A 22,539-nucleotide genomic window follows, 5' to 3' on the forward strand; every position below is an offset into this window, starting at 1 on the left:
AATATAGCAATTATAAGAGGAGAGAGCTTAGAGGATATATAAAACTTTTAAGGAATCATAAGGAAAATTAGGAAATTTATTTTTTCTTAGTATTTTTTCATATAAAATTGTTTATTGCTATACTATATGGTAGAATTTAATTGTGAATTTAATATATTTAATCATATTATGGTAAGGTGGGTGTATAAATGAACTATAAAAGAAGCTTAATTGCAATTACTTTAGGAGTAATATTATTTTTAAATATATTTAGTCCAAGCATAAATTTAAAAGTCAATGCCTTGACTATTCCTAAGGATACAATTTTTAAGAAGAATGAATTTAGAGGAGTTTGGATAGCTACAGTGGACAATGTGAATTGGCCGTCAAAGGCTGGATTAAGTTCAACAACACAGAAGCAAGAGCTTAGTGCCATGTATGATGAAATTAAGAACATGTCAATGAATGCTGTAATTTTTCAAGTTAGAGCTAAGGGAGATGCTTTTTATCCCTCTAATTATGCGCCTTGGTCTAAGTATTTAACTGGAACCTTGGGAAATAATCCGGGCTATGATCCTCTTAAGTTTGCTTTAGAGGAAGCACATAAAAGGAATCTAGAATTCCATGCTTGGTTTAATCCCTTTAGAATCGCCACAGAATCTAATTTTGACAAAAACCTATATTTAAGTGCATTACCTTCAGGAAGTCCTTTAAAGAACCACGGTGAATGGATTGTAAATTATGAAGGATATCATTGGATAAATCCAGGTATTCCTGAAGCTAGGCAATATGTTATAGATACCATTTTAGAGGTAGTTAATAATTATAACATAGATGCAGTGCACTTGGATGATTATTTTTATCCCTATCCTAAAAATAATGTTCAATTTCCTGATGAAAAAGAATTTAGCACTTATGGCAGTGGCTATAAAGATATAGGAGATTGGAGAAGAGATAATATAAACAACTTTTTAAAGGAACTTTCATCAAAAATAAAGCAGCAAAAATCCCAGGTGAAATTTGGAGTTAGTCCCTTTGGTATCTGGAGAAATAAAAACGCTGAGGCTCCTAATGGATCAGAGACTAATGGGCTTACCAGTTATAATGCTACCTACGCAGATTCTTTAAAATGGGTAAATGAAAATTATATAGATTACATAATACCTCAAATATATTGGAGTTTTGGCTACTCTATTGCTGATTATGAGAAACTAATAAATTGGTGGACTCAGCAATTAAAAGATAAGAAAACTCAACTTTATATTGGACATGCAGCCTATAAAATAGGGGACGGATCTTCGGGACAACCTTGGTTAAATGAGGAGGAAATTCCAAATCAAATAAGATATAACAGAACCTTCGATGTGATTAAAGGAAGCGCCTTTTTCAGTGTAAAAGATTTGACTTTAAATAAACTAGGGATTAAGGACAAATTAAAAAATGATTTGTATAAATATCCTTCCCTTGTTCCAAATGTAAGCAATATTAGCTCTCAAAAGCCAACCTCTCCTAATTTAAATGCTGTTTTAACAACAGGTAACGGTATAGAGTTAAGCTGGAAAGATGATAATGCTAATACGGATTATTATGTTATCTACAGAAGCGAAGTAGGACAGTCTTTAGATACGGAAAATCCTGCTCATATTTTAGCTCTATTAAGAAAAGATAGTTTATCTTCTTTAAAATTTTTGGATACTAAAATAGAGTCCAATAAGTTATATAATTATGCTGTTGCTGCAGTAAATAGAGCCGATGTAGAAAGTAATCCTAGCAATATTTCTTCAAATAGCAGTGTAACTATAAATTCTATAAATGCGGACAAACCGTCTCCTCAGAGAACCTATACTAATATAAATATTAATGCTAATGCTACAGGAAAAAATTTATCCTATAGATTCTCTATTTCTGATGGTAGTTCCTGGAATGTAGTTCAGCCTTATTCAACCTCTGCAAATTATAAATGGACACCTTCAAAACCAGGTAATTATACCATTAAAGTTGATGTAAAAGAAGGTGGATCTACTAAAGATTATGATGCAAGCATGATATTAAATTATTATGTTCAAGGAGATATAAAAATATTTATAGACCCTGGTCATGGAGGTAAAGATCCAGGCTCTATAGGTTTTAGCAAGACTCAGGAGAAGGATTTAAATCTATCTATAGCAAAAAAGCTATACAATACTCTTTCAGGCTATGGCTTTGAGGTTTTAATGTCTAGAAGTGATGACCTCTTCGTGGAATTAAGTGATATAGCTTCTATGGCTAACAGCAACAATGCAGATATTTTTATATCCATACATCAAAATTCCTTTTCAGATCCTAATGCTAATGGTATAGAGACTTACCATTATTCTGGTAATAATAAAGGACAGGCCTTGGCCGATAAGGTGCAAGATAATCTAATTAAAAATACTGGGGCTAGAAATAGAGGAGTAAAAACTGCTAATTTTGTAGTACTTAGAGAAACTAAAATGCCTGCTATACTTGTAGAGTGCGGTTTTATAACTAATGAGCAAGAAGAAGGAAAGATTAAGACTGATAGCTATCAGGATAAGATCGTTTCATCCATTGTTAGTGGAGTAAAAGAATACTTTAATATAGGCAGTGAGGATGTAAATAAGGATGGTAAAGTAGATATTCTAGATTTAACTGCTATAGCAGCTAATTTTAATATAAATAGCACACATCCTAATTGGAATAAAACTTTAGACTTAAATAATGATAATGCTATTGATATATTTGATTTAGTTTTAGTAGCCAAAAAGATAAGTTAAAAATTTATTGGCATTTAAAGTGTTGACAAGTATTGTATAGTATGATACGGTATATTAAAAGCTAATATATTAAAAAGCGATGATGAGAAGAGTAAAAATGTATTTTCTTTTACAGAGAGCACCCGTTAGCTGAGAGGGGCATTGAGAAACCTTTTGAATACATCTCTGAGCTGTTCACCAAACCTTCCTTAGGAAGTAGTAGGCTGATTTCGGTTGCCTTGCATCCGTTATAATGCTAGAGTATCGTGCAATAGCACTGTACTTAAAAAGGTTAGTACTGTGAAGTATTAATAAACTGAGGTGGTACCGCGAAGTTATTCTCTCGTCCTCAAACGTAAGTTTGAGGGCGGGAGTTTTTTATTTTATAACAAATAATAGGTCAGACTGCAGCTGACCTATTATAATGTTTTATATAATTTAAAAATTATAAGCATAGATAAACAATATAAATAAATCGCTATTTTTAGGAGGAATTTTAATGATTAGTATAGATGAACAAATAAAAATAATTTCAAAAGGAGCAGCGGAAATAATAGATATTCAGGATTTAAGGAAAAAATTAGAACAATCAATTAAAGAAAATAGACCCTTAACAGTAAAATTAGGATTAGATCCTACAGCCCCTGATATTCACTTAGGTCATTCCGTGGTTTTAAGAAAGATAAGACAAATGCAGGATTTAGGCCATAAGGCTATTATTATAATAGGGGATTTCACCGGAATGATAGGGGATCCCACAGGTAAATCCAAGGCTAGAAAGCAGCTAAGCAAAGAAGAAGTTTTAATAAATGCTAAGACCTACGAAGAACAGATATTTAAAATACTGCGCAAAGATAGCACAGAAGTGAGATTTAACAGCGAATGGTTATCTAAGATGAATTTTAGAGATGTCATAGATTTAGCTTCAAAGTATACTGTAGCAAGAATGCTTGAAAGAGAGGATTTTAAGAATAGATTTGACAATAATTTAAGTGTAGGCATACATGAATTTTTCTATCCCTTAATGCAAGCTTATGACTCTGTGTGTATTAAAGCTGATATTGAATTAGGAGGCACTGACCAAAGATTTAATGTTTTAATGGGAAGAACCATTCAAAAGGATTATGGAATGGAAAGCCAAGTAGCATTATTCATGCCTTTGCTTGAGGGTACCGATGGCAAAGAAAAAATGAGCAAGAGCTTAGGAAACTATATAGGAATTAATGAGGATCCTAAAGACATATACGGTAAGGCCATGTCTATTCCAGATTCTATGATAATAAAGTACTTTGAATTAACCACAGATATACATCCAGATACAATAAATGAAATAAAAAATAGGCTAGAAAATGGTAAAGCTAATCCTAGGGATATTAAAATGGAATTAGCAAAGGAAGTAGTTAAGTTGTACCATGGAGAAGAACAGGCAGAAGCAGCTGAAGAGTATTTTAAAAAGGTATTTCAATGTAAGGAGATACCTAAAGAGCTTCCAAGTATTAGTCTATCTCAAAGCAATATAGGGGATGTGAGAGATATAATAAATATCATAACCTCAACAGGGTTAACAGGAAGTAAAAGTGAGGCAAGAAGATTATTATCTCAAGGAGCAATAAAGTTAAATAATGAAAAAATCACTGAAAATATGCAAATAGAAGAAGAGTGTATTTTACAGGTAGGGAAGAAGAATTTCTTAAAAATTACTTTATAATAAATAAAAACTACTTTAATTGTGAACTGTGAATTGAAAAAAGCGACCAACGTCGCTTTTTTCTTAAATTATGTTAAGAGATAATTAGTAAATAAACTTCCTTCTAACATCATCTAAATTAACTTTATTTAAATCATCCACCACCTCTAAGATTCCAAGTAATTGACCATCCTTAATAATCCCTAAGGTGCTTGTAATATCTCTTGTGAAATTTAAATTAATTATATCTTTCTTTCCTTTAAAGGAAAGGATGTTTTTTGATGAATCAATATCAAATAAATAGTAGGTTCCTTCTACATTATCAAAGTTACGTAAGTCTATAGTCAGCTTTGTATTTAAACCTTTGTTAAGCACAGTGACTATAGGATCAAATTCATATCCTTGACCTTTTATTGAAATAGACTGTCCATCTTTATCTATCTTTGCGAGTTTAACTAGTTTTTCAGTGGGGGCCTTTGTAATATCATCTCCATAGATGCTTTTCTTATCATTTTCTGGAGCGGGAGAAAACATACTTCCTCCTGTGCTGCAGCAGCTCCCTCCCTGGGAAGGGGGTATATCTTCAGATTTAGAGGTATCAACAGTATCCAGATTATCTACTACTTTAATAACTCCTCTGATCATTCCCATCCAACAACTAAAGTTAATATCCTGATCTTTAGGAGTAAATTCTATTATATTTTCTCCGCTCTTTAACTTTTGCTGTTTATTTAAAGCAGGGACAACTATGGCATTGTTACAAGAATTAAGCTGTTTGCCGTCAATAACCCATTTTACAGGAGTATTCTTCTTTACATATATCACATTTGGAGTATAGCCTCTATTGTCTGCGGTCATATTAACTATTTGCACACCGTCTTGTAATGTAGCCTTATATCCAGAAGGAGACTTATTTGAAGAAAGAGAATTATTACTTTTTAAAGAAGCCATAGCAACCATTGGGTTTAAATTTATACCAAATAGGGCAAAACCTCTATTACTCATTATAATACCTAATATAATCACAAGAATTCCACTGAATTTCAATATTTTTTTAGTATAGCCTTTTGCTAACAATCCAGAAATAGCTCCGAAGGTTAGCATTAAAGGTACGGTACCTAAGGAGAAGAGAAACATTGAAAGAGCGCCCTTTAAGGCACTTCCAGTACCTAAAGCATATAATTGCATGGTTTGCAAGGGTCCGCAGGGCATAAGGCCATTAAGTAGACCTACTACAAAGGGAGCTTTAGAGTTTTTCTTCATAGAACAAGAGGACCAGGGAAGCTTTATGCTTATAGATTTAAAGAATTTAAAGCCATAAAGATTTAGTCCCATGATAACCATGAAAATCCCAGCGACAAGCTGAATAATACCCTTAGTAAAAATTGATAAAGAAAAAACAGAGCCTAAAGCACCTATTAATCCCCCTAAAATAGTATAAGATACAATTCTGCCTATATTGTATTGAAGGGCTGGTATCATCGCTTGAAATTTATTTTCTCCCTTATAGGATAAGCTTTGAGAAAGCATTATTCCGCCGCACATTCCTACACAGTGGATAGAGGTAAGTGCTCCTATGATAAAAAGCATTATATAACCTGCTCCACTCAGTTTTGATTCCATATCAAAGCCTTGGGTAATTCTGCTAAGCATAATGATTGCAAGGGCAATAATTAAAATTCCTAAAAACTTAAATTCTTTAGAATCATTAAGAGAATATCCAGATTTCTTAATAGAGTTCTTGATTTGATCTAAGCTGCATGAATCATCTTCATATTCTACTAGCACCTTGCTTTCTTTGTGACTGGCCATGGCGTTTATAACGCCCTTATTTTTTTTAATTTCATTTTCAACTTTTTTTTCACAGGAGTTACAAGTCATATCATATACTTTTACATTAACTTTTCTAACACTCATAAAATACCTCCAAAACTTTAATAAGTTTAATCCAATGTATAGTATATTAAGTATATGTGTAGAAACTATGAAGAAGTGCAATTAATTATTTATATATATAATAAAAAGAGACCTTTACATAAGATCTCTTTTTAAAGAATTATCTCTTTCTTAATTTTAGCTTGGAAATCATCAAATAAGACAGTACGAAGGCTAATATTATACCAAAGTTGCATATTAAAGGCTTTCTAGCTGGTATCAAAGCATAAAGAGCAAGAAAGGTTCCAGCTATGGTTATTGGTATTCCAGTAAATACTCCATCAAAGCTTGAAATATTATATCTAGCTAACCTATAAGCTCCTGCTATAGGGAATAGCAATAGAGGTAAAAATCCCATCAACCCAAAATTTCTTAAACTATAAATGTTAAAGATTAAAACTGCGGGAGCAACTCCAAAGGATACAAGATCGCTTAAAGAGTCTAATTCTTTTCCTATTTCGCTAGAAACATTGAGGGCCCTAGCTATTCTTCCATCATACCTATCAATAATACCTGCAAATATTATAAATAAGCTTGCTAAAGCATAATTACCTTCAAAAGTCATTATAAGAGATATTATTCCACAGGATAGATTGCTTAAAGTCAGCAGATTGGGTATTGAATTTTTTAAGTTTTTCATAATAACATCCCCCTGTTAATTAATATTCAAATATATATTATATAACAAAAGTTCATATAATACAAATATCTGCACAGTTAGTTAAAAAAATATCTTATTAAGGGCTCTACTTTATTATAGAATATTATTCTTAATAGTTAAAGATGATTACATTACAAAATAAGATTTTAATCTTACATTTTTGTAAGGATTGAACTAAAACATCTCTAAAACAATCAATGGATCAAAATATACTACATAGTTATCTATTTCACAATATAGACCATATTTTTCTTTATAATTTATTAGGGCATTCTCAAGAAACTCTTCTGTAACATTTAAATATTCGGCTAATTCATATCTATTTTTTGCTCCGGATTTATATCCATTTACCAAATCAATAATTCCAATCAACCTTTTATAAGCCCAATACCGAGCTCGCCTTTCTTGCTTTAGGCTAACTATATTTGCAGCATCTAAGATATTTCCACTAGAAGTATAGTGGTGTCCTAGCTCTTCTGCAAGTACGCAGCGTTTTTCATTTACTGTTTCTATATTTTTATTTAAAGCTATTGTATTATCTGCATATAACCCGCTGCTTTTACCCTTGAATTTCATTTCAACTACTTCTATGCCCTGTTTTTCAGCTTCATATAAAAGTTCGTCATATGTCATATAAACCCCTCAATTCCCTTTACTCTACTTTTTTTTCTTAGACAGTATAAACTTAATAAAGTTCTCTATATCCTCTACGTCTTCGTCTGTAAACTCTTCGCCTTTAAAATGTGCTGCTAAGGTCTGGATTTTATTTTCTGCAGCTACCTTTGATATTCTATCAATAGGCTTTTCTATAGAAGATTTTTCGTATTCCTCTTTAACTGAATAATTTCTATTACTTAAGGGATAGGCTTGATTCTCAGATTTTTCTTCTGAATTAAGTAAGTAATCAATGGATACATTAAAGTATTTAGATAATTTAAATAAGGTTTCATTACTGCCTTTATTTTTACCGCTTTCAATCATACCTATGGTAGATTGACCAACTCCTATTACATCAGCAAGCTGCTTTTGGGTTAATCTCTTGCTTTCTCTAAGCTTTTTTATTTTACCGCCCAACAAATTAATCACCTCTATCAATATTTTATCATTTTAAATGATAAAATCAATGATAATTTAAAGAATTTACAAGAAAAATTTAGCAATACTGGTTTATTTATTTTAAATGATGTATAACATGATTTTTTATGATGTGACATCAATCATTTTAAATGATAATATAATCACATAAAATGATTAATAAAAATTAATTTTGAGAAGGTACATAGGGGGTATATAAATGATAAATAAAGATTTACTTAAAAAAACTGAAGGAGTACTTTTAAATTATAAAACCATTAAAGCTGAAATTAATAATTTGTTATTAGAAATAGAAGAAGTGGAAGCTGAATATAAAGGAGTAAGTGATATTACATACGGAGAAAAAACTGGAGCTACAAATAAATTTAATTCTAGCGTAGAAAATGAGGTTTTAAATAAAATAAAAGTAGTGGAAAAGCTATCTAGAGAAATGGAAAGTAAGAAAAGACTTATATCTAAAATAGATAATGCCATGGGCACCTTAGAAGAAACAGAGAAGAGAATAATTGAATTAAGGTGCTTTGAAGGATATAACTGGAATAAGGTTGGTATGATACTTAATATGGATGGGGATTATTGCTGTAGAATTAAGAGAGCTGCTATAAATAAAATAATACCTTTGGTATGGGTCTTCAATAAATATGCAAATTAATTCCGTAAAAAATCCAGAAAGAAGTCTTAAAAATTCTATAACATTTACAGAAACCATGTGTTAGTATAGTATCATAGAAAATAAGGGTAACGGAGCTAGGGCTTCTAATCCTTATTAAATAATTCTATATTAAAGGCATCTAGTTCACTAGATGTCTTTTTACATTTCAACTATTTATTACATCTAAAGAATGGTTATTTCATTATATGAGGGAGGTGAGGGCATGCAAATAAGAGATATGGTAGGAATGGATATAAAACAAAATATTGAAAGCACTTTAGAAAAATCTAAGGTAAAGTACTACCAGCAAAAGGAGGATGAGCTAAAAGAAAGAGATATAATAGAACTTATGTCTCAGAGGTGCTATAAGCGCAGCAAGGGTGGCGCCATAAGGCAGATTAGATGATTTAATAATTGGGTCCTGTAATAAATAGTTAAATTAGAAAGATGACTGCTTTATTAGTGCAACATTAAATTGGAGGTTGTATATAGTACATGATAAGCGCAAATGATTTTAAGAAACAAATCAAGGAAGTACTAGCGATAGAGTTTCCAAATACAAGTGTATATGATGAAGGAACAGAGCAGGGATTTAATAAGCCTTGCTTTTTTGTTAAGGTATTAAACTCTAGTCAAAGTAAAGAGCTGAGCAGCAAATATACTAGGAGCTTAACTTTTGACATTAGTTATTTTAGCAATAAAGAAAGTATAAACTCAGATTTTAATGATACTGGGGACAAGCTTTATGAGGTGCTTGAGTATTTACCCATAGATAATAGTTTATATAGGACTACAGCCATGAATTATAAGGTGGTAGAGGATGTTTTACATTTTACGCTTCAATATAGTTATCATTTTATAAAGAAGGCTGAAACTTCAGAGCTTATGAATAAATTAACACAGAAAGCTGGTGTAAAAAATGGATCTTAAAATACAGGTTAATAATAGCATTGAAAATCAGGCTGCGTTTAGTAAAGAACAAATAGTATCCTCAGATAAATTTTCGCTTATTGAAAGAGATATATTAAATGCTTTATTAGAGGATAAACAATATACTTTACATGAAGTTAAGGGAATTTTAGATAATTTTAATAATAAGGAGGTAAAATAGATGGCTGGAGGCAATTGGACAAAGCAAAATAAAGTAAGACCAGGAGCATATATAAATTTTAAATCTGAAAAGAAAGGTGAAAACATTTCAGGAGAGAGAGGGATAGTTACCTTACCTTTAATTCTGCCCTTTGGTCCTGAGAAAAAGGTGCTGGAAGTCAATACAGGCACTAATATCTTTGATGTTGTAGGCATTGATATAAATGATAGTTCAGCATTATTAATCCGTGAAGCATTAAAAAGAGCTAATAAAGTATTACTGTATAGATTAAACTCAGGGGAAAGAGCCAAGGCTACTCATGAAAATTTAACTATAGAGGCTAAATATAGCGGAACTAAGGGTAATAATGTGAAGATCATAATTCAGACTAATATAGTTGATAATACAGCCTTTGATGTAATAACCATGGCAGGAAATATGCAAATTGATAAGCAAAGTGCTGTAAAAACTATAGCAGATTTGAAGGCCAATCAATTCGTTACTTTTAGTGGTACAGGAACTTTAGCAGCTACAGCAGGAATAAATCTAACAGGTGGTACCGATGGAACTATTACTAACCAAAACTATACTGAGTATTTTGAGGCTATAGAGCTATATGAATTTAATACCATGGGTATAGCTACTACAGACTCAAGTTTAAAGGCTGTAGCTGTAAATTTTGTGAAAAGGCTTAGAGAACAAGAGGGAAGAAAAATACAAGTAGTACTAGAAAAATATCCTGAAGCTGATTATGAAGGGGTAATAAGTGTAAAGAACGGGGTCATTCTAAGTGACAACACCATCATAACCTCTGATAAAGCAGTTGCCTTTGTAGCTGGAGCTACGGCAGGAGCTGATATAAATCAATCCAATACTTACGTTAGCTATGAGGGAGCTATGGATGTAGATACTAGATATACCAATGCTGAAATAGAAAGTGCCCTTAAAAATGGAGAGATAGTATTTACTATAAACAATGGTAAGGTGGTTATTGAACAGGATATTAATACTCTAAAGACTTTCACAGAAGAGAGAAATAAAGACTTTAGAAAAAACAGAGTACTTAGAGTACTTGATGGAATAAATAAAGAGATCAAATGGCTTTGGGACACAAGATATGTAGGCAAAGGTCATAATAATGAAGATGGAAGAAATCTATTTAAGAAAGATATCATTAAATTACTAGAAAGCATGCAGGCTGTTAACGCTTTGCAGAATGTGGTGGCAGAGGATGTAGGAATTTTGTCAGGTATTGATAAAGACTCTGTGTTTGTTCAGATTGCTGCTCAACCCGTAGATTCTATGGAAAAATTATATATGGAAGTGGAGGTTCGATAATATTATGGGATTTTTTAAATTTGAAGATGCTATTAGCGGTCAAGAGGCCAGAGCTTATATAACAATTGATGGAAGGAACGAAGAACTGTTCTATGCAAAGAAAATAGAAGCAAAAATAGAAAAAGAAAAAGCTGAAGGAAAAACCTTAGGAAAAAGAGGTACTCAAAGTAAGGCTAAAGGATGGAAGGGCACTGGAACTCTTACTATTTATTATGCTACTTCTTTGTTTATAGACCTTATGCTTAAATATGTAAAAACAGGGGTAGACACCTATTTCGATATAATGGTTATAAATGAGGATCCTACAAGTTCCTTAGGAAAACAAACGGTGGTATTAAAGCATTGTAATTTCAATGACGTTACTGTGGCTGCTTTTGACACAGATGCAGATTTCTTATCAGAAGATATGGCATTTACTTTCTCAGACATAGATTTACTAAATAAATTTAACAATCCAACCTTAGGATAGAAGTAGGAGGTATTAATAATGAGTAATTTTCAAGATTTTTTAATGGAAAGCTTTGATGAAGTAGAGGTAATAGAAAGAACTCTGAAAATCGGCGGAAAGGACAGGCCTATGAAATTTAAGCCTATATCTGCTGCTCGTGGCGATGAGCTAAGGAAAAAATGCAGAAAAGTCTCTGTGGTAAAAGGACAAAAGATGATAGAGACAGATCAGGATAAGTATATTGCTAATTTGATCATAGAGACAACGGTATACCCTGATTTTAAAAGTGCAGAATTACAGAAGTCCTGGGGAGTTATAGGAGCAGAAGAACTCCTAAAGGCCATGAAAATAAAGATGGTGGATGGAGAATATTCAGTGTTAACTAACCTAGTATCAGAAGTAAATGGCTATGATCTAAGCATGCAGGAGCTAATAGAAGAAGCAAAAAATTAATAAAGGAGGGCGATGGTGAGGCTAATTATGCCCACTACGCCCTCCATAGATTAAAGATAAGACCAGGGGTATTAGCTGGTAAATCCCCGCTAGAGCCAATAGATAACAGAGAAAGAGCCTTTATTTATGCTTCCATAGACTTGCATGTGGAAAAAGAAGCAAAGGCTATGAACAAAGCAAAGAGATAGATGAAAGAGAGGTGATAAATATATCTTCATTAGAAAATTCTTTAGTAATCTTTGATAATATAGGTAGCTCTATCCAACAAGTTAATAAAAGTTTAAGTTTAACTAAGAATATTACTAAAAACTTTGTTAACTATATAAACATAGATATGAGTGCTATTAATAGTAACTTCAATACCTATGTAGAATCTTTAAATATCCTATCTGGAGCTCAGGACAAGGCTGCTAAGGGGCAAAAGAATGTTAATGATTCAGTTGAAAAAAGCTCTAATCCTATTAAGAAATTGTTGGGGGAAGTTAAGGGCTTAGTAAGTGGCTTCCTAGGTTTTGATAATTTAAAATCAGGCATGAAGTTAAGCATAGAAGGGGCAGCTAAAGCTGAGCAAGATCTATTTAATATTCAAACAGCCCTGGGAAACAAAGAGGTTGGAAAAGCTTATTTTGATAATTTAAAGAAACATGCTAATAGTAGTGCCTTTGCTTTTGAAGATTTTGCCAGCAATGCTCGTAATTTTATGGAGATTACTAAGAATACAAATAGTCTAGATAAGCTTGAAAATTTATCGGAAAGGTTAACCTTATATAATCCAAATCAAGGACTTCAGGGTTCAGGAGATAGTTTAAAGGAAGCTATGTCAGGAAATTTTTCCTCTCTCAAAGAGAACTTTGGCTTTGATGAGACGGATACAGGGATACTTAAAGCCTCTAAAAGTACGGAGGATTTTATAGGGAAATTTGATATTTTGCTTAATAAAAAGGGACTTACAGAGGAAAGATTAGCGGAGTACAATAGATTGCCTATGCCTCAGCTGGATCAACTTAAGGAAAATTATAGCTCCTCTTTAGCAGAAATAGGTGAAGTTGGGTTACAAGCTTTAACGCCACTAATGATAAGGTTAAATGAAGGCTTTTCAAGCAGCAATTTCCAAAGGTTTATAAGTATAATGAGTGCTGGATTAAGTACAATAATAAATTTAGGAGTAGGTGTGGCAGATATATTTATGAAGATAGCAAGTTTAGTGGTTGATAATTTAGACATTATAGCTCCAATAATCTTAGGGATTGCAGCTGCTATGATTGTTTATAATGCCACAATGGGGATTGCTTGGTTAACAACCATGAAAGATATTGCTGTTAAAATTTGGCGTACTGTTGTGTCTTGGGCAGAAACGGCGGCTATATTTGCGCTGATAGTGGCTCAAGATGGCTTAAATGCTGCATTGGCAGCATGCCCTATAACCTGGATTATAATTGCTATAATTATACTGATTACATTATTTTATGCTGCTGTAGCAGCGGTGAATCATTTTGCTGGAACCAGTTTATCCGCAACAGGAATGATTGTCGGCGCAATTGCATTTGTAGGTGCATTTATTTGGAACACCATTATAGGTGTAATTAACGCGGTAATTCAATATCTTTGGACACGTTTTGTTGAACCATTTATTGGAATCATTGAATGGGTCTTAAATGTGGCAAATGGTGGATTTAATAGTTTTGGTGATGCTGTTGCCAACCTAATTGGTCAAATTATTTCATGGTTTTTATCACTTGGAAAAATAGTCACTAAAATTATTGATGCAATATTTGGTACAAGTTGGACATCAGCACTTTCTTCTCTGCAAGATAATGTGCTTGAATGGGGGAAAAACGATAAGGCAATAACACTTGATAGAAAAGCGCCTACAATTGACGCAAGGGTAGATTATGGTGATGCATACAATTCAGGGTATAATTTTGGTAAAAATTTAGAGGATAAATTCAGTTTTAAGATGCCTAAAATGCCTGATACATCTTCCTTAATAAAAGACCAAAGCAATTTGCTAAAGGATTGGAATACACAGCAAACAGATAATTTCAATATGGGCAACGACAAATTAGATAAAGTAAATGACAACATAGGTATTAGTAATGAAAATCTACAGTTCTTAAGGGATTTAGCAGAGCAGGAGAGCATACAAAACTTTGTAACCTTAACCCCTACCGTTCAAGTGACTACTGGAGATATAAAGGAAGAAGCTGATATAAATAAAATAATAACTAAAATTGAAAATTACATGCAAAATGAGCTTGCTATACAAGCTGAGGGGGTGTATGCTTAATGGCTGATTACAAGATGTACCTAGGAGTTAATGGTGGGGAGGAAGGTTTTATCCTCCCCGTGAATCCTGAGGAAATCAGAATGGACTCATCTAGCAACAACAAAAATTTTGAGGTGATTAATTTAGGGGAGATAACTAAATTACAGCTTCCAAAGCCTAAAGAGATATCCTTTAAGAGCTATTTTCCTTTACACACTGGTCCTTATGTCAATACAGATAAGGTATTTACTCCAGCTTTTTACATTAACTTGATAGAAAAGTGGAGAGTGGATAAAAAATATATAAGATTCATATTCATAGGCGGTCCTATAGAGATTAATGATTTATTTAGTATAGAAGATTTTAAATATGGTGAAGTTGGTGGAGCAGTAGGAGATATTGAATTTGAAATAAAGCTTAAGACCTATGTGCTCTATGCAGCCAAGAAAGTAGTATTTCAAAATAGTATATCTATAGCAGAAAATAAAGAACAAATTAAAGTAATAGCTGAAAGCACCTCTCAAAGGCCAGTTGAAAGACCAGCTCCAAAACAGCATGTGGTAAGATCAGGAGATAGCTTATGGGGTATAGCGAAAAAATATTTAGGTAACGGCAGCAGATATCCAGAAATAGCTAAGCTAAACAATATAAAAAATCCAGACTTAATTTATGTTGGACAAATAATAATATTGCCATAGAAGGTGATTAGATGATTGAGTTACTAGTAGATAATAGAGATGGTAATGTTTTCAACATTAGTGAGCTAGCAGGAGAGATAACCTGGAAGACTAAGCGTATAGGAAAACCAGCTAGCTTAGAGTTTAATTATATAAATGCTAATGAGTTTAAAGCTAATAATGGGAACCCCATAAGGTTTAGCGTAGCTGGCAATAATATATTTTACGGATATATTTTTACGGAAAGCTACTCAAAAAAAGAGGATAAAAAAAGTATAACAGCCTATGATCAAATGAGATATTTACTATCTAATGATACTTATGTATTTACCAATAAAACTGCAACACAAATTATTGAAACCATAGCAAAGAATTTTCAATTAGCTCTAGGTGATCTAGAGAATACAGGCTATGTGATTCCATCTTTGGTTGAAGATAATAAAAAGCTTTTGGATATCATTTATAGTGCACTAGATAAGACACTTATAGCTACAGGCAAGAATTATGTTTTCTATGATGATTTTGGTAGCCTAGCACTTAAAAATATAAACAATTTAAGACAAACAGTGGTAGTAGATGCAAGTAGTAATTTGAGTGACTTTGACTATAAAAAGAGCATAGATAATGATACTTATAATAAAATAAAAGTAGTTAAGGATAACAAAGAAAGTAAAAAAAGAGATATTTATGTTGTTCAGGACAGCAAAAATATTGCTAAGTGGGGACTGCTTCAATACTATCATAAGGCTGAAGAAAATATGAATTCCGCTCAAATAAAGGAAATGGCGGATCAGATCATGAAACTTAAAAATAAGGAAAGCAAGACCTTTAAGTTGGAGCTAATAGGGAATGATTTAGCTAATGATATAAAGCTCAGGGCTGGTACAGGTGTATTTGTAGATATTGATGAATTAGGATTTAAGCAAATTTTCCTCATAGAAGAGGCCTCACACGTATTTTCGCAAAACACCCACACCATGAGCTTGGATTTAAAGGTGGTGTAATTATGGGCATGATAGAGATAATGAAAAAGGCTGGCATGGAGGCCGTAGGAGCTGCCAATCCAGTAAATATACTCTTTGGTGAAATGATAAGTCTAGATCCTTTAGAAGTAAGGATAGATCAAAGATTTATACTGACCAAGGAGTTTCTTATTATACCAGAAAGTTTAACAAGATATGACGTTGATTTAACCCATGACCATAGCTGCGAACCTGGAGTAAGTGGTAAAGCTTTGTTTAAATTGGTAATCAGAGAAGGTCTTAAACAAGGGGATAAGCTATTGCTATTGAGAGTACAGGGTGGACAGCAATATGTAATTTTGGATAAGGTGGTGTAACAATGAGTATTCTGCCTAAAGGAGAATTAAATAATTCGCAGTTAATAAGACTTAAAGAACCTAGCAAAACCTATAGAGTAGATTTTAAAAATAATAAAATATCTGGCTTTGCAGAGGGGTTAGATGCAGTAAAACAAGCTGCTTATTTAATCCTAAATACAGAAAGATATGAACACCCTATATATAGCTGGAGCTACGGCAGTGAGCTTAAAACCTTAATAGGCATGGACAAAGCTATAGCAGAGAATGAGTTAAAGAGAAGGATTAAAGAAGCCTTGCTGCAGGATGATAGGATAGAAGATGTGAATGATTTTATATTTGAATATTATAAAGATAGTGTTTTGATAAAATTCACTATCTTTTCTATTTACGGAGAATTTAACGAAGAAAAGGTGGTGATATAGTTGTTCCAAGAAGGCAATAAAGAGGATGAAATTTTAAGAAGAATGCTTGATAAGCTAGAAGATCAAGATAAGAGGGAAAGCAGTGTAGCATTTAATATATTGGCTCCTATAGCCTTAGAATTAGCAAGAGCCTATTCAGATTTAGACAGATACTTAGAATATGCTTTTCCTAATTTAGAGGTACCGGAAGAATATATTGAAAAGAGAGCCCTAGAAGTAGGTATAGAAAGAAAGCAAGCTACCTTTTCCTTAAGAAAAGCTATGTTTTTCGATGATAAAAATAACCTTATGGATATACCTATAGACAACAGATTTTCCATAGAAGGCTTAAACTTTAAAGCTATAGAAAAAATATCTATGGGTATCTATAAGCTACAATGCGAAGTAAAAGGAGCTATAGGTAATGAATATGAAGGCAGGTTAATTCCTATAGATTATATTGAAGGCTTAGCTGTAGCAGAGCTCGGGGAGGTTTTAGAGAGAGGAAAGGACATCGAATCGGCAGAAGATCTATTCAATAGGCTTTCTAATAAGATAAAGAACCCAACAACCTCGGGAAATTCTAATCATTATAAGCAATGGGCCTTAGAGGTGAACGGAGTGGGAAAAGCAAAAGTTTTTCCTCTTTGGAAGGGTGAAGGAACTGTAAAGATTGTTATAGTTGATTCTAATAGAACGGCTCCCAGTGATGAACTAATAAATAATGTGTTTAATCACATACAAAATCTTAAACCTATAGGTCCTAAGGTTACTGTGGCTGGAGCTATAGAAAAGCAAATTAATGTATCTTCCAAAGTAATATTAGCCAATGGATTTAATATAGCTCAGGTTCAGCAAGAATTCACTAAGTTAATTGAAGATTATCTAAAGGATATAGCCTTTGAACTTTCCTATGTAAGCATAGCCAAAGTAGGAAATATTCTTTTAAATACCCCTGGGGTTTTGGATTATCAAAATCTAAGTATAAATGGAGTAACCTCTAACGTGGGCTTAGAAGAGGATGAAATACCAGTGTTAGAAGCTTTAGCATTGGAGGCGTAAGAAATGTATCCAGAGGATTGGCATTAAGGGAGGGATGATGCTTGTATGATACAGAAAAATATTCTTCATTAGAATATGGAGATAATAGCATGAGAGATAGCCAGGAGACAAAATTATGTAGACCAAATTTATTATATTATTTACCCCAAGTTCTAAGAGAGGTAAGAGAGTTTAGAACTTTATATAGTATCGTAGAGGATGAAATTGTTCTTTTAAGATTGAATATCAAAAGCATTCTTGAGCAATGCTTCATAGATACTTCTGCATGGGGGTTAGCACTATGGGAGGATTCATATGGTGTGAAAATCGATAGTAATAAATCTTATGAAGAGAGAAGAGAGATATTAAAAGCTAAAAAGAGAGGACAAGGAACCGTAACTCCTAAAATGCTGAAGGAAACCGCAGAAGCCTTTAGTGGTGGAGAAGTAGATATTATAGAACACCCAGAAGAGTATGCTTTCACAGTAAAATTTGTAGGAGTTAAAGGTATTCCTAAAAATCTGACAGATTTTAAAGATATGATAGATACAATAAAGCCGGCTCACTTAGCTTATGATTTTAAATTCACTTACACTACTTGGAATATGCTATATCAAAATAACTTACTCTGGAATAATTCTAAAATCTGGGATGCCTTAAGAGTATTTGGATAAGGAGATGATAAGCTTGAAAACTACAGCAAATTATGGCTTAAAAAAGCCAGAGGGCACAGATGTAGTAAATATAGAAGATCTTAATTATAACGCGGATATCATAGATCAGAAGATAAAAGAAGTAGATAATAAAGCTAGTAATATTATGGTACCAGTAATCAGCGTAAACAACAAAACTGGTGCAGTAACCTTAACAGCTAGCGATTTAGGGGCTGAAACGCCTTCAGCAGCTCAAGCAAAAGCTAATACTGCTGAGAGCAGTGCAAAGGCTTATACTGATACAAAAATAGCGGGTGTTACGACGCAATTGGGAGAAAAGGCGAATACAAAAAGACTAACTGCTATTCAACTTCAAAATACTAAGCTAGAAGCAGGATTTTATACAAATAGTGGCGATGGCTTATTTCAAGTTGATGAAACACAAATATTTAAATCAGGTTGGTGGCATGTACAGATTGGAAGACATTTTGACAATAATGGTCACGGTATGCAAATAGCGACTCCGTTAAATAATGATGGAGAAAGTCGTTATTATAGAACATCCCAAAGTACAACATGGGGAAGCTGGAGAAAAATTCTTGATCAACGTGACTTTGAACAACTTTTTAATAACTCTAATGATATTAAAACAAATTCTCATTTATCAACTTTATTAAATAATAGCAATTTACCAGGAAATAAGAAATTAGATAATTTAACAGAATTTTCTCAATGTATATTTGATACCTTTTTAGCTTCTGGACAAAAGATTTTAACAGAAAAAGTTATAGATAATTTAAAGCTAGGAAATTATTGTATTATGTTTAGACTTAAGTCATCAAATAATACTGGAACTACAGATGCTATAAAATTTGACATACAAAAAAACAATAATGGAACTTACTCCAGCATAAAGTCAGGAACTTTAAAGTTAAATGACTTTTCTTCTACTTCAGATTATCAGTGCTTTTACTTAGGATTTGAATATAAAAATGGAAAAGCTACTAATAATCAATTAAAAATAGTTATTACACTTTTACAACAATCTAGCGCGTACGAAATTAATTTAGATTATATTCAGATAATACCTATGACTATAGGTTTATTTGATTTTGCTTAGGAGGTGTTTAGCATGTCTATGAAATTATCAAGTACATTTAATCCTCAAGATTTTATAAATCTTAAAAATAGAGTAAAAAATGAAATGAATAGAAGAAATGGAAATGGAAGTTTAACCCAATATGCTTCTGCGTCATATGATTTCAGTAAAAGCCCTAAGAAGGGAAATACCATAAGTATTGAGCATTACTCTAAAATACGAGATGTAATGGCTGCAATTAATCCTGCTAAGGTAGCCTTACCTTCGAAAAAGTTTTCGCAGAGCGTGCCTTATATGGTTTTACTAGAAGCTAATATGACAACTTTTGAAGCTCAGCCTAGAGGTGAAAGATCTAATAATGATTGTGCTTCAGCATGTAGTGGAATGTGCATTAATACATGTACAACGTCATGCACTGGAGGATGTAATGGATGTTCTGGATGTGGGGGTGTATGCTCAACATCTTGTACTGGAGGGTGTGATGGGTGCTCTGGATGTGGCGGCGCATGCTCTACATCTTGCACTGGTAATTGTGATGGATGTACTGGATGTAGGGATGCATGTACTGGATGCACGGGAGGATGTACTGGTACTTGCAGTGGATGCACTGGGTGCGGAGGATACTGTGCTAATAGTTGCTTAAATGGATGTTGTGGATACAATAATGCAGACTAATAAATATGGAGGTAAACAAATATGATGAATTTTTTAAAACAAGAACTAGATATTATTATTGCAGACTTTTGTTTAATAGTTTCTAAAGGAGAAGTTGCACCAAGAGAACTGCTGGAGTCTTATAAGACAAAATTTTTACAAATAGAGGAATTTAATAAATATGAGGATAACATTTGTACAAAAATACTTATGAAATTAAGGGAGGTTTGCGTAGGATTATCTAAGTTTAAATCAAGAGAAGAAGTAAAATTTATATTAGAAAAAAATTTAAATTCAATATCTAATAATATAAAACAATTAGAAGTTGATTTCTATACTAAATATTTTACGATTATAATATTTGATATAAATGATCCTTTAACTCCTATAGATGAAAAAGTTAATGCATTAGAAGATTGCTTTATAATAGATAAAATTGTGCCATACGATGTTATATATTCCACAGAGTTTTTAAATTGTTTATTAAGGTTATATTTAGATGACGTAAGTAAATCTATAGACAAAATACCCAATACCAATGAAAAATTAAAAAAGCTTTCTCCATTATATAAAGTAGTATTAGAAGGCTTAAAATTATAATAAAGGAGATACTTATATGAAAGAAGAAGTTTTAAAAGAAGTTATACTAGATGAAGAAGAATGTCTATATATAGAATTTCTATTCTTTGATTTTAAATCATATGAAAATATAATGATATCTATATTAAAAGAAAATAATAAATTTAACTATAATATAGAAACTTATAATAAATATATAGAAGATTATAGAAAAGCTAGCATGGAGTATGATTTAGCTATAAGTGCTTTATTTAATAAATACGCACCAGAGTTTATAGGTAAAAATGTGAACGTAAATATAACATTTTCTTTTAGATTAGCTAAATTTTTTAAGAAGGGTGATTGCTGTGAAGAAGGATTCAACAAAATTAATCTTTGAACCATCTCTTATAAGAGCTGAACAATACCAGGATATGATTGGACGGCTATACAAATTATTATATATTAAGAATGAAGATAAACTTGCTAAAACAATAACTTTTCAAGTTACAGATGATTGTCAGTTGAGATGTAAATACTGTTATCAACAAAATAAGGGAAAAAATAGAATGAGTTTCGAAACAGGTAAAAAGCTTATAGACTTGCTATTTGACTCGCAGTCATTAAATACTGAATATATAAATTCAGATAAAAATCCAGGTATAGTTCTAGAATTTATAGGTGGAGAGCCATTACTAGAAATAGAATTAATAGATAATCTTGTAGAATATTTTAAATTTAAAGCTATATCATTAAAACATATATGGGCTAAAACTTATATGATTTCATTAATATCTAATGGAGTTAATTATTTTCAACCTAAAGTACAAGAATTTATTAAAAAGAACTTAAATAAATTAAGTTTCTCTCTGTCTATAGATGGAAATAAACAACTCCATGACTCTTGTAGAGTATTTCCTAACGGAGAAGGTTCTTATGAAATTGTCATAAAAGCATTTCAACATTTTAAAGAGAATTATGGGAATATAGGAACAAAAATGACATTATCACCAGAGAATGTTCAACATACTTTTGACGCAGTCATAAACTTAATAAATATTGGATATAAAGACATATTTTCAAACTGTGTATTTGAAAAAGGATGGAATGTACAACACTCAAAAATATTTTATAATGAGTTAAAGAAAATATCAGATTATATAATAGAGAATGAATTATATTCAAAAATATATTTAAGTCTATTTGAAACAAATATATCTATGCCTATGAGTAATGAAGATAATGAAAATTGGTGTGGAGGCACTGGAAATATGTTAGCATGTAGCCCTAATGGTAATCTATACCCTTGTCTAAGATATATGGAGTCTTCGCTAGGGACAGGTGTTCCACCAATAGTGATAGGGGATGTTGATAATGGAATTGCGTATAATGAAACTCAAAAATGTAAGATTTGCGAGCTAAAGTGTATAACTAGGAAATCTCAATCCACAGTGGAGTGTTTTAATTGTCCGATAGCAAAAGGATGTGCCTGGTGTTCAGCTTATAACTATCAAATTTTTGGTACAGTAAGTAAAAGAGCTACTTTCATATGTATTATGCATAAAGCTAGAACGCTAGCTAATATATATCATTGGAACAGACTGTTTAGAAAGCATAATATAGATAATAGATTCGAAATGCATATTCCTAAGGAATGGGCATTAGAAATAATATCAAATGAGGAATATGAGATGCTTAAAGAATTAGCTCAATAAATATAACTAAGCTAAAAGGCGAAATATAGACCAACATCAGGTCTTTTTATTTTGCCTTTC

25 protein-coding genes and 1 other annotated feature are annotated in these 22,539 nt (G+C 32.2%); of the genes, 21 read left to right on the top strand and 4 right to left on the bottom strand.

Annotated elements, in window-relative coordinates; genetic code table 11:
- The first annotated feature begins 188 nt into the window (after window positions 1-188).
- Together BN2665_RS11390 and tyrS are read left to right on the top strand one after the other, a co-directional pair.
- Entirely contained in the window at window positions 189-2,756 is a 2,568-nt protein-coding gene (locus BN2665_RS11390) for a family 10 glycosylhydrolase (protein ID WP_055667245.1), read from the top strand.
- 70 nt (window positions 2,757-2,826) lie between these two features.
- Window positions 2,827-3,089, top strand: a binding site (T-box leader).
- 145 nt (window positions 3,090-3,234) lie between these two features.
- Window positions 3,235-4,443, top strand: a complete 1,209-nt coding sequence (gene tyrS / locus BN2665_RS11395) for a tyrosine--tRNA ligase (protein WP_055667246.1) — start codon at window positions 3,235-3,237, stop codon at window positions 4,441-4,443.
- 84 nt (window positions 4,444-4,527) lie between these two features.
- On the opposite strand, the gene BN2665_RS11400 is transcribed toward tyrS, so the two are convergent.
- The 4 genes from BN2665_RS11400 to BN2665_RS11415 all read right to left on the bottom strand — a co-directional run bounded on the left by BN2665_RS11400 (window position 4,528) and on the right by BN2665_RS11415 (window position 8,095).
- Entirely contained in the window at window positions 4,528-6,339 is a 1,812-nt protein-coding gene (locus BN2665_RS11400) for an urease accessory protein UreH domain-containing protein (protein WP_055667247.1), read from the bottom strand.
- Between the two features lie 139 nt (window positions 6,340-6,478).
- Window positions 6,479-7,000 (bottom strand): CDP-diacylglycerol--serine O-phosphatidyltransferase, encoded by a 522-nt coding sequence (gene pssA / locus BN2665_RS11405; protein WP_154674931.1) that lies wholly within the window; start codon window positions 6,998-7,000, stop codon window positions 6,479-6,481.
- A 192-nt stretch (window positions 7,001-7,192) separates the two neighbouring features.
- A complete protein-coding gene (locus BN2665_RS11410) occupies window positions 7,193-7,651 on the bottom strand; it encodes an ImmA/IrrE family metallo-endopeptidase (protein WP_055667249.1) in 459 nt (152 codons plus the stop codon).
- Between the two features lie 24 nt (window positions 7,652-7,675).
- Window positions 7,676-8,095, bottom strand: coding sequence for a helix-turn-helix domain-containing protein (locus tag BN2665_RS11415; protein ID WP_055667250.1), 420 nt, complete (start codon window positions 8,093-8,095; stop codon window positions 7,676-7,678).
- Between the two features lie 217 nt (window positions 8,096-8,312).
- Here BN2665_RS11415 and BN2665_RS11420 point away from each other — a divergent pair, with 217 nt between their 5' ends.
- The 19 genes from BN2665_RS11420 (at window position 8,313) to BN2665_RS11510 (ending at window position 22,479) form a co-directional block, all read left to right on the top strand.
- Window positions 8,313-8,765: a DUF722 domain-containing protein gene (locus BN2665_RS11420; RefSeq protein WP_055667251.1), complete on the top strand. Its 453-nt coding sequence runs from the start codon at window positions 8,313-8,315 to the stop codon at window positions 8,763-8,765.
- Between the two features lie 223 nt (window positions 8,766-8,988).
- Window positions 8,989-9,171, top strand: coding sequence for a hypothetical protein (locus BN2665_RS11425; RefSeq protein ID WP_055667252.1), 183 nt, complete (start codon window positions 8,989-8,991; stop codon window positions 9,169-9,171).
- Window positions 9,172-9,260: 89 nt separating this feature from the next.
- A complete protein-coding gene (locus BN2665_RS11430; RefSeq protein ID WP_055667253.1) occupies window positions 9,261-9,695 on the top strand; it encodes a phage tail terminator family protein in 435 nt (144 codons plus the stop codon).
- On the top strand, window positions 9,685-9,876 hold the full coding sequence (locus BN2665_RS11435; protein WP_055667254.1) for a hypothetical protein: 192 nt from the start codon (window positions 9,685-9,687) through the stop codon (window positions 9,874-9,876). The genes BN2665_RS11430 and BN2665_RS11435 overlap by 11 nt, the downstream gene beginning before the upstream one ends.
- Entirely contained in the window at window positions 9,877-11,193 is a 1,317-nt protein-coding gene (locus tag BN2665_RS11440; protein WP_055667255.1) for a phage tail sheath family protein, read from the top strand.
- 4 nt (window positions 11,194-11,197) lie between these two features.
- Window positions 11,198-11,662 (top strand): phage tail tube protein, encoded by a 465-nt coding sequence (locus tag BN2665_RS11445; RefSeq protein ID WP_055667256.1) that lies wholly within the window; start codon window positions 11,198-11,200, stop codon window positions 11,660-11,662.
- A gap of 18 nt (window positions 11,663-11,680) precedes the next feature.
- Entirely contained in the window at window positions 11,681-12,094 is a 414-nt protein-coding gene (locus BN2665_RS11450) for a phage tail assembly chaperone (RefSeq protein WP_055667257.1), read from the top strand.
- A gap of 199 nt (window positions 12,095-12,293) precedes the next feature.
- Complete coding sequence (locus BN2665_RS11455; protein WP_055667258.1) at window positions 12,294-14,381, top strand: hypothetical protein; 2,088 nt, start codon at window positions 12,294-12,296, stop codon at window positions 14,379-14,381.
- On the top strand, window positions 14,381-15,058 hold the full coding sequence (locus tag BN2665_RS11460) for a LysM peptidoglycan-binding domain-containing protein (RefSeq protein ID WP_055667259.1): 678 nt from the start codon (window positions 14,381-14,383) through the stop codon (window positions 15,056-15,058). Before BN2665_RS11455 ends, BN2665_RS11460 begins: the two co-directional genes overlap by 1 nt.
- 11 nt (window positions 15,059-15,069) lie before the next feature.
- Entirely contained in the window at window positions 15,070-16,041 is a 972-nt protein-coding gene (locus BN2665_RS11465; RefSeq protein WP_055667260.1) for an XkdQ/YqbQ family protein, read from the top strand.
- A gap of 2 nt (window positions 16,042-16,043) precedes the next feature.
- Window positions 16,044-16,376 (top strand): DUF2577 domain-containing protein, encoded by a 333-nt coding sequence (locus BN2665_RS11470; RefSeq protein ID WP_055667261.1) that lies wholly within the window; start codon window positions 16,044-16,046, stop codon window positions 16,374-16,376.
- 2 nt (window positions 16,377-16,378) lie between these two features.
- Window positions 16,379-16,780: a DUF2634 domain-containing protein gene (locus BN2665_RS11475; protein ID WP_055667262.1), complete on the top strand. Its 402-nt coding sequence runs from the start codon at window positions 16,379-16,381 to the stop codon at window positions 16,778-16,780.
- A complete protein-coding gene (locus BN2665_RS11480; protein ID WP_055667263.1) occupies window positions 16,781-17,821 on the top strand; it encodes a baseplate J/gp47 family protein in 1,041 nt (346 codons plus the stop codon). It abuts the gene before it with no gap.
- Window positions 17,822-17,862: 41 nt separating this feature from the next.
- Window positions 17,863-18,474 carry a YmfQ family protein gene (locus BN2665_RS11485; protein WP_055667264.1) on the top strand — a complete coding sequence of 204 codons (612 nt, stop codon included), beginning with the start codon at window positions 17,863-17,865 and terminating at the stop codon, window positions 18,472-18,474.
- A gap of 13 nt (window positions 18,475-18,487) precedes the next feature.
- Window positions 18,488-19,573 carry a pyocin knob domain-containing protein gene (locus BN2665_RS11490; RefSeq protein ID WP_055667265.1) on the top strand — a complete coding sequence of 362 codons (1,086 nt, stop codon included), beginning with the start codon at window positions 18,488-18,490 and terminating at the stop codon, window positions 19,571-19,573.
- Window positions 19,574-19,585: 12 nt separating this feature from the next.
- Window positions 19,586-20,227, top strand: a complete 642-nt coding sequence (locus BN2665_RS11495) for a hypothetical protein (protein ID WP_055667266.1) — start codon at window positions 19,586-19,588, stop codon at window positions 20,225-20,227.
- Between the two features lie 21 nt (window positions 20,228-20,248).
- A complete protein-coding gene (locus tag BN2665_RS11500) occupies window positions 20,249-20,806 on the top strand; it encodes a hypothetical protein (protein WP_055667267.1) in 558 nt (185 codons plus the stop codon).
- A 16-nt stretch (window positions 20,807-20,822) separates the two neighbouring features.
- Window positions 20,823-21,164: a hypothetical protein gene (locus BN2665_RS11505; protein WP_055667268.1), complete on the top strand. Its 342-nt coding sequence runs from the start codon at window positions 20,823-20,825 to the stop codon at window positions 21,162-21,164.
- Window positions 21,133-22,479, top strand: coding sequence for a radical SAM peptide maturase, CXXX-repeat target family (locus tag BN2665_RS11510; RefSeq protein WP_055667269.1), 1,347 nt, complete (start codon window positions 21,133-21,135; stop codon window positions 22,477-22,479). The genes BN2665_RS11505 and BN2665_RS11510 overlap by 32 nt, the downstream gene beginning before the upstream one ends.
- Window positions 22,480-22,539: the final 60 nt, after the last annotated feature.

The sequence above is a fragment of the Desnuesiella massiliensis genome, assembly GCF_001403615.1.
GTDB lineage: Bacteria > Bacillota > Clostridia > Clostridiales > Clostridiaceae > Desnuesiella > Desnuesiella massiliensis.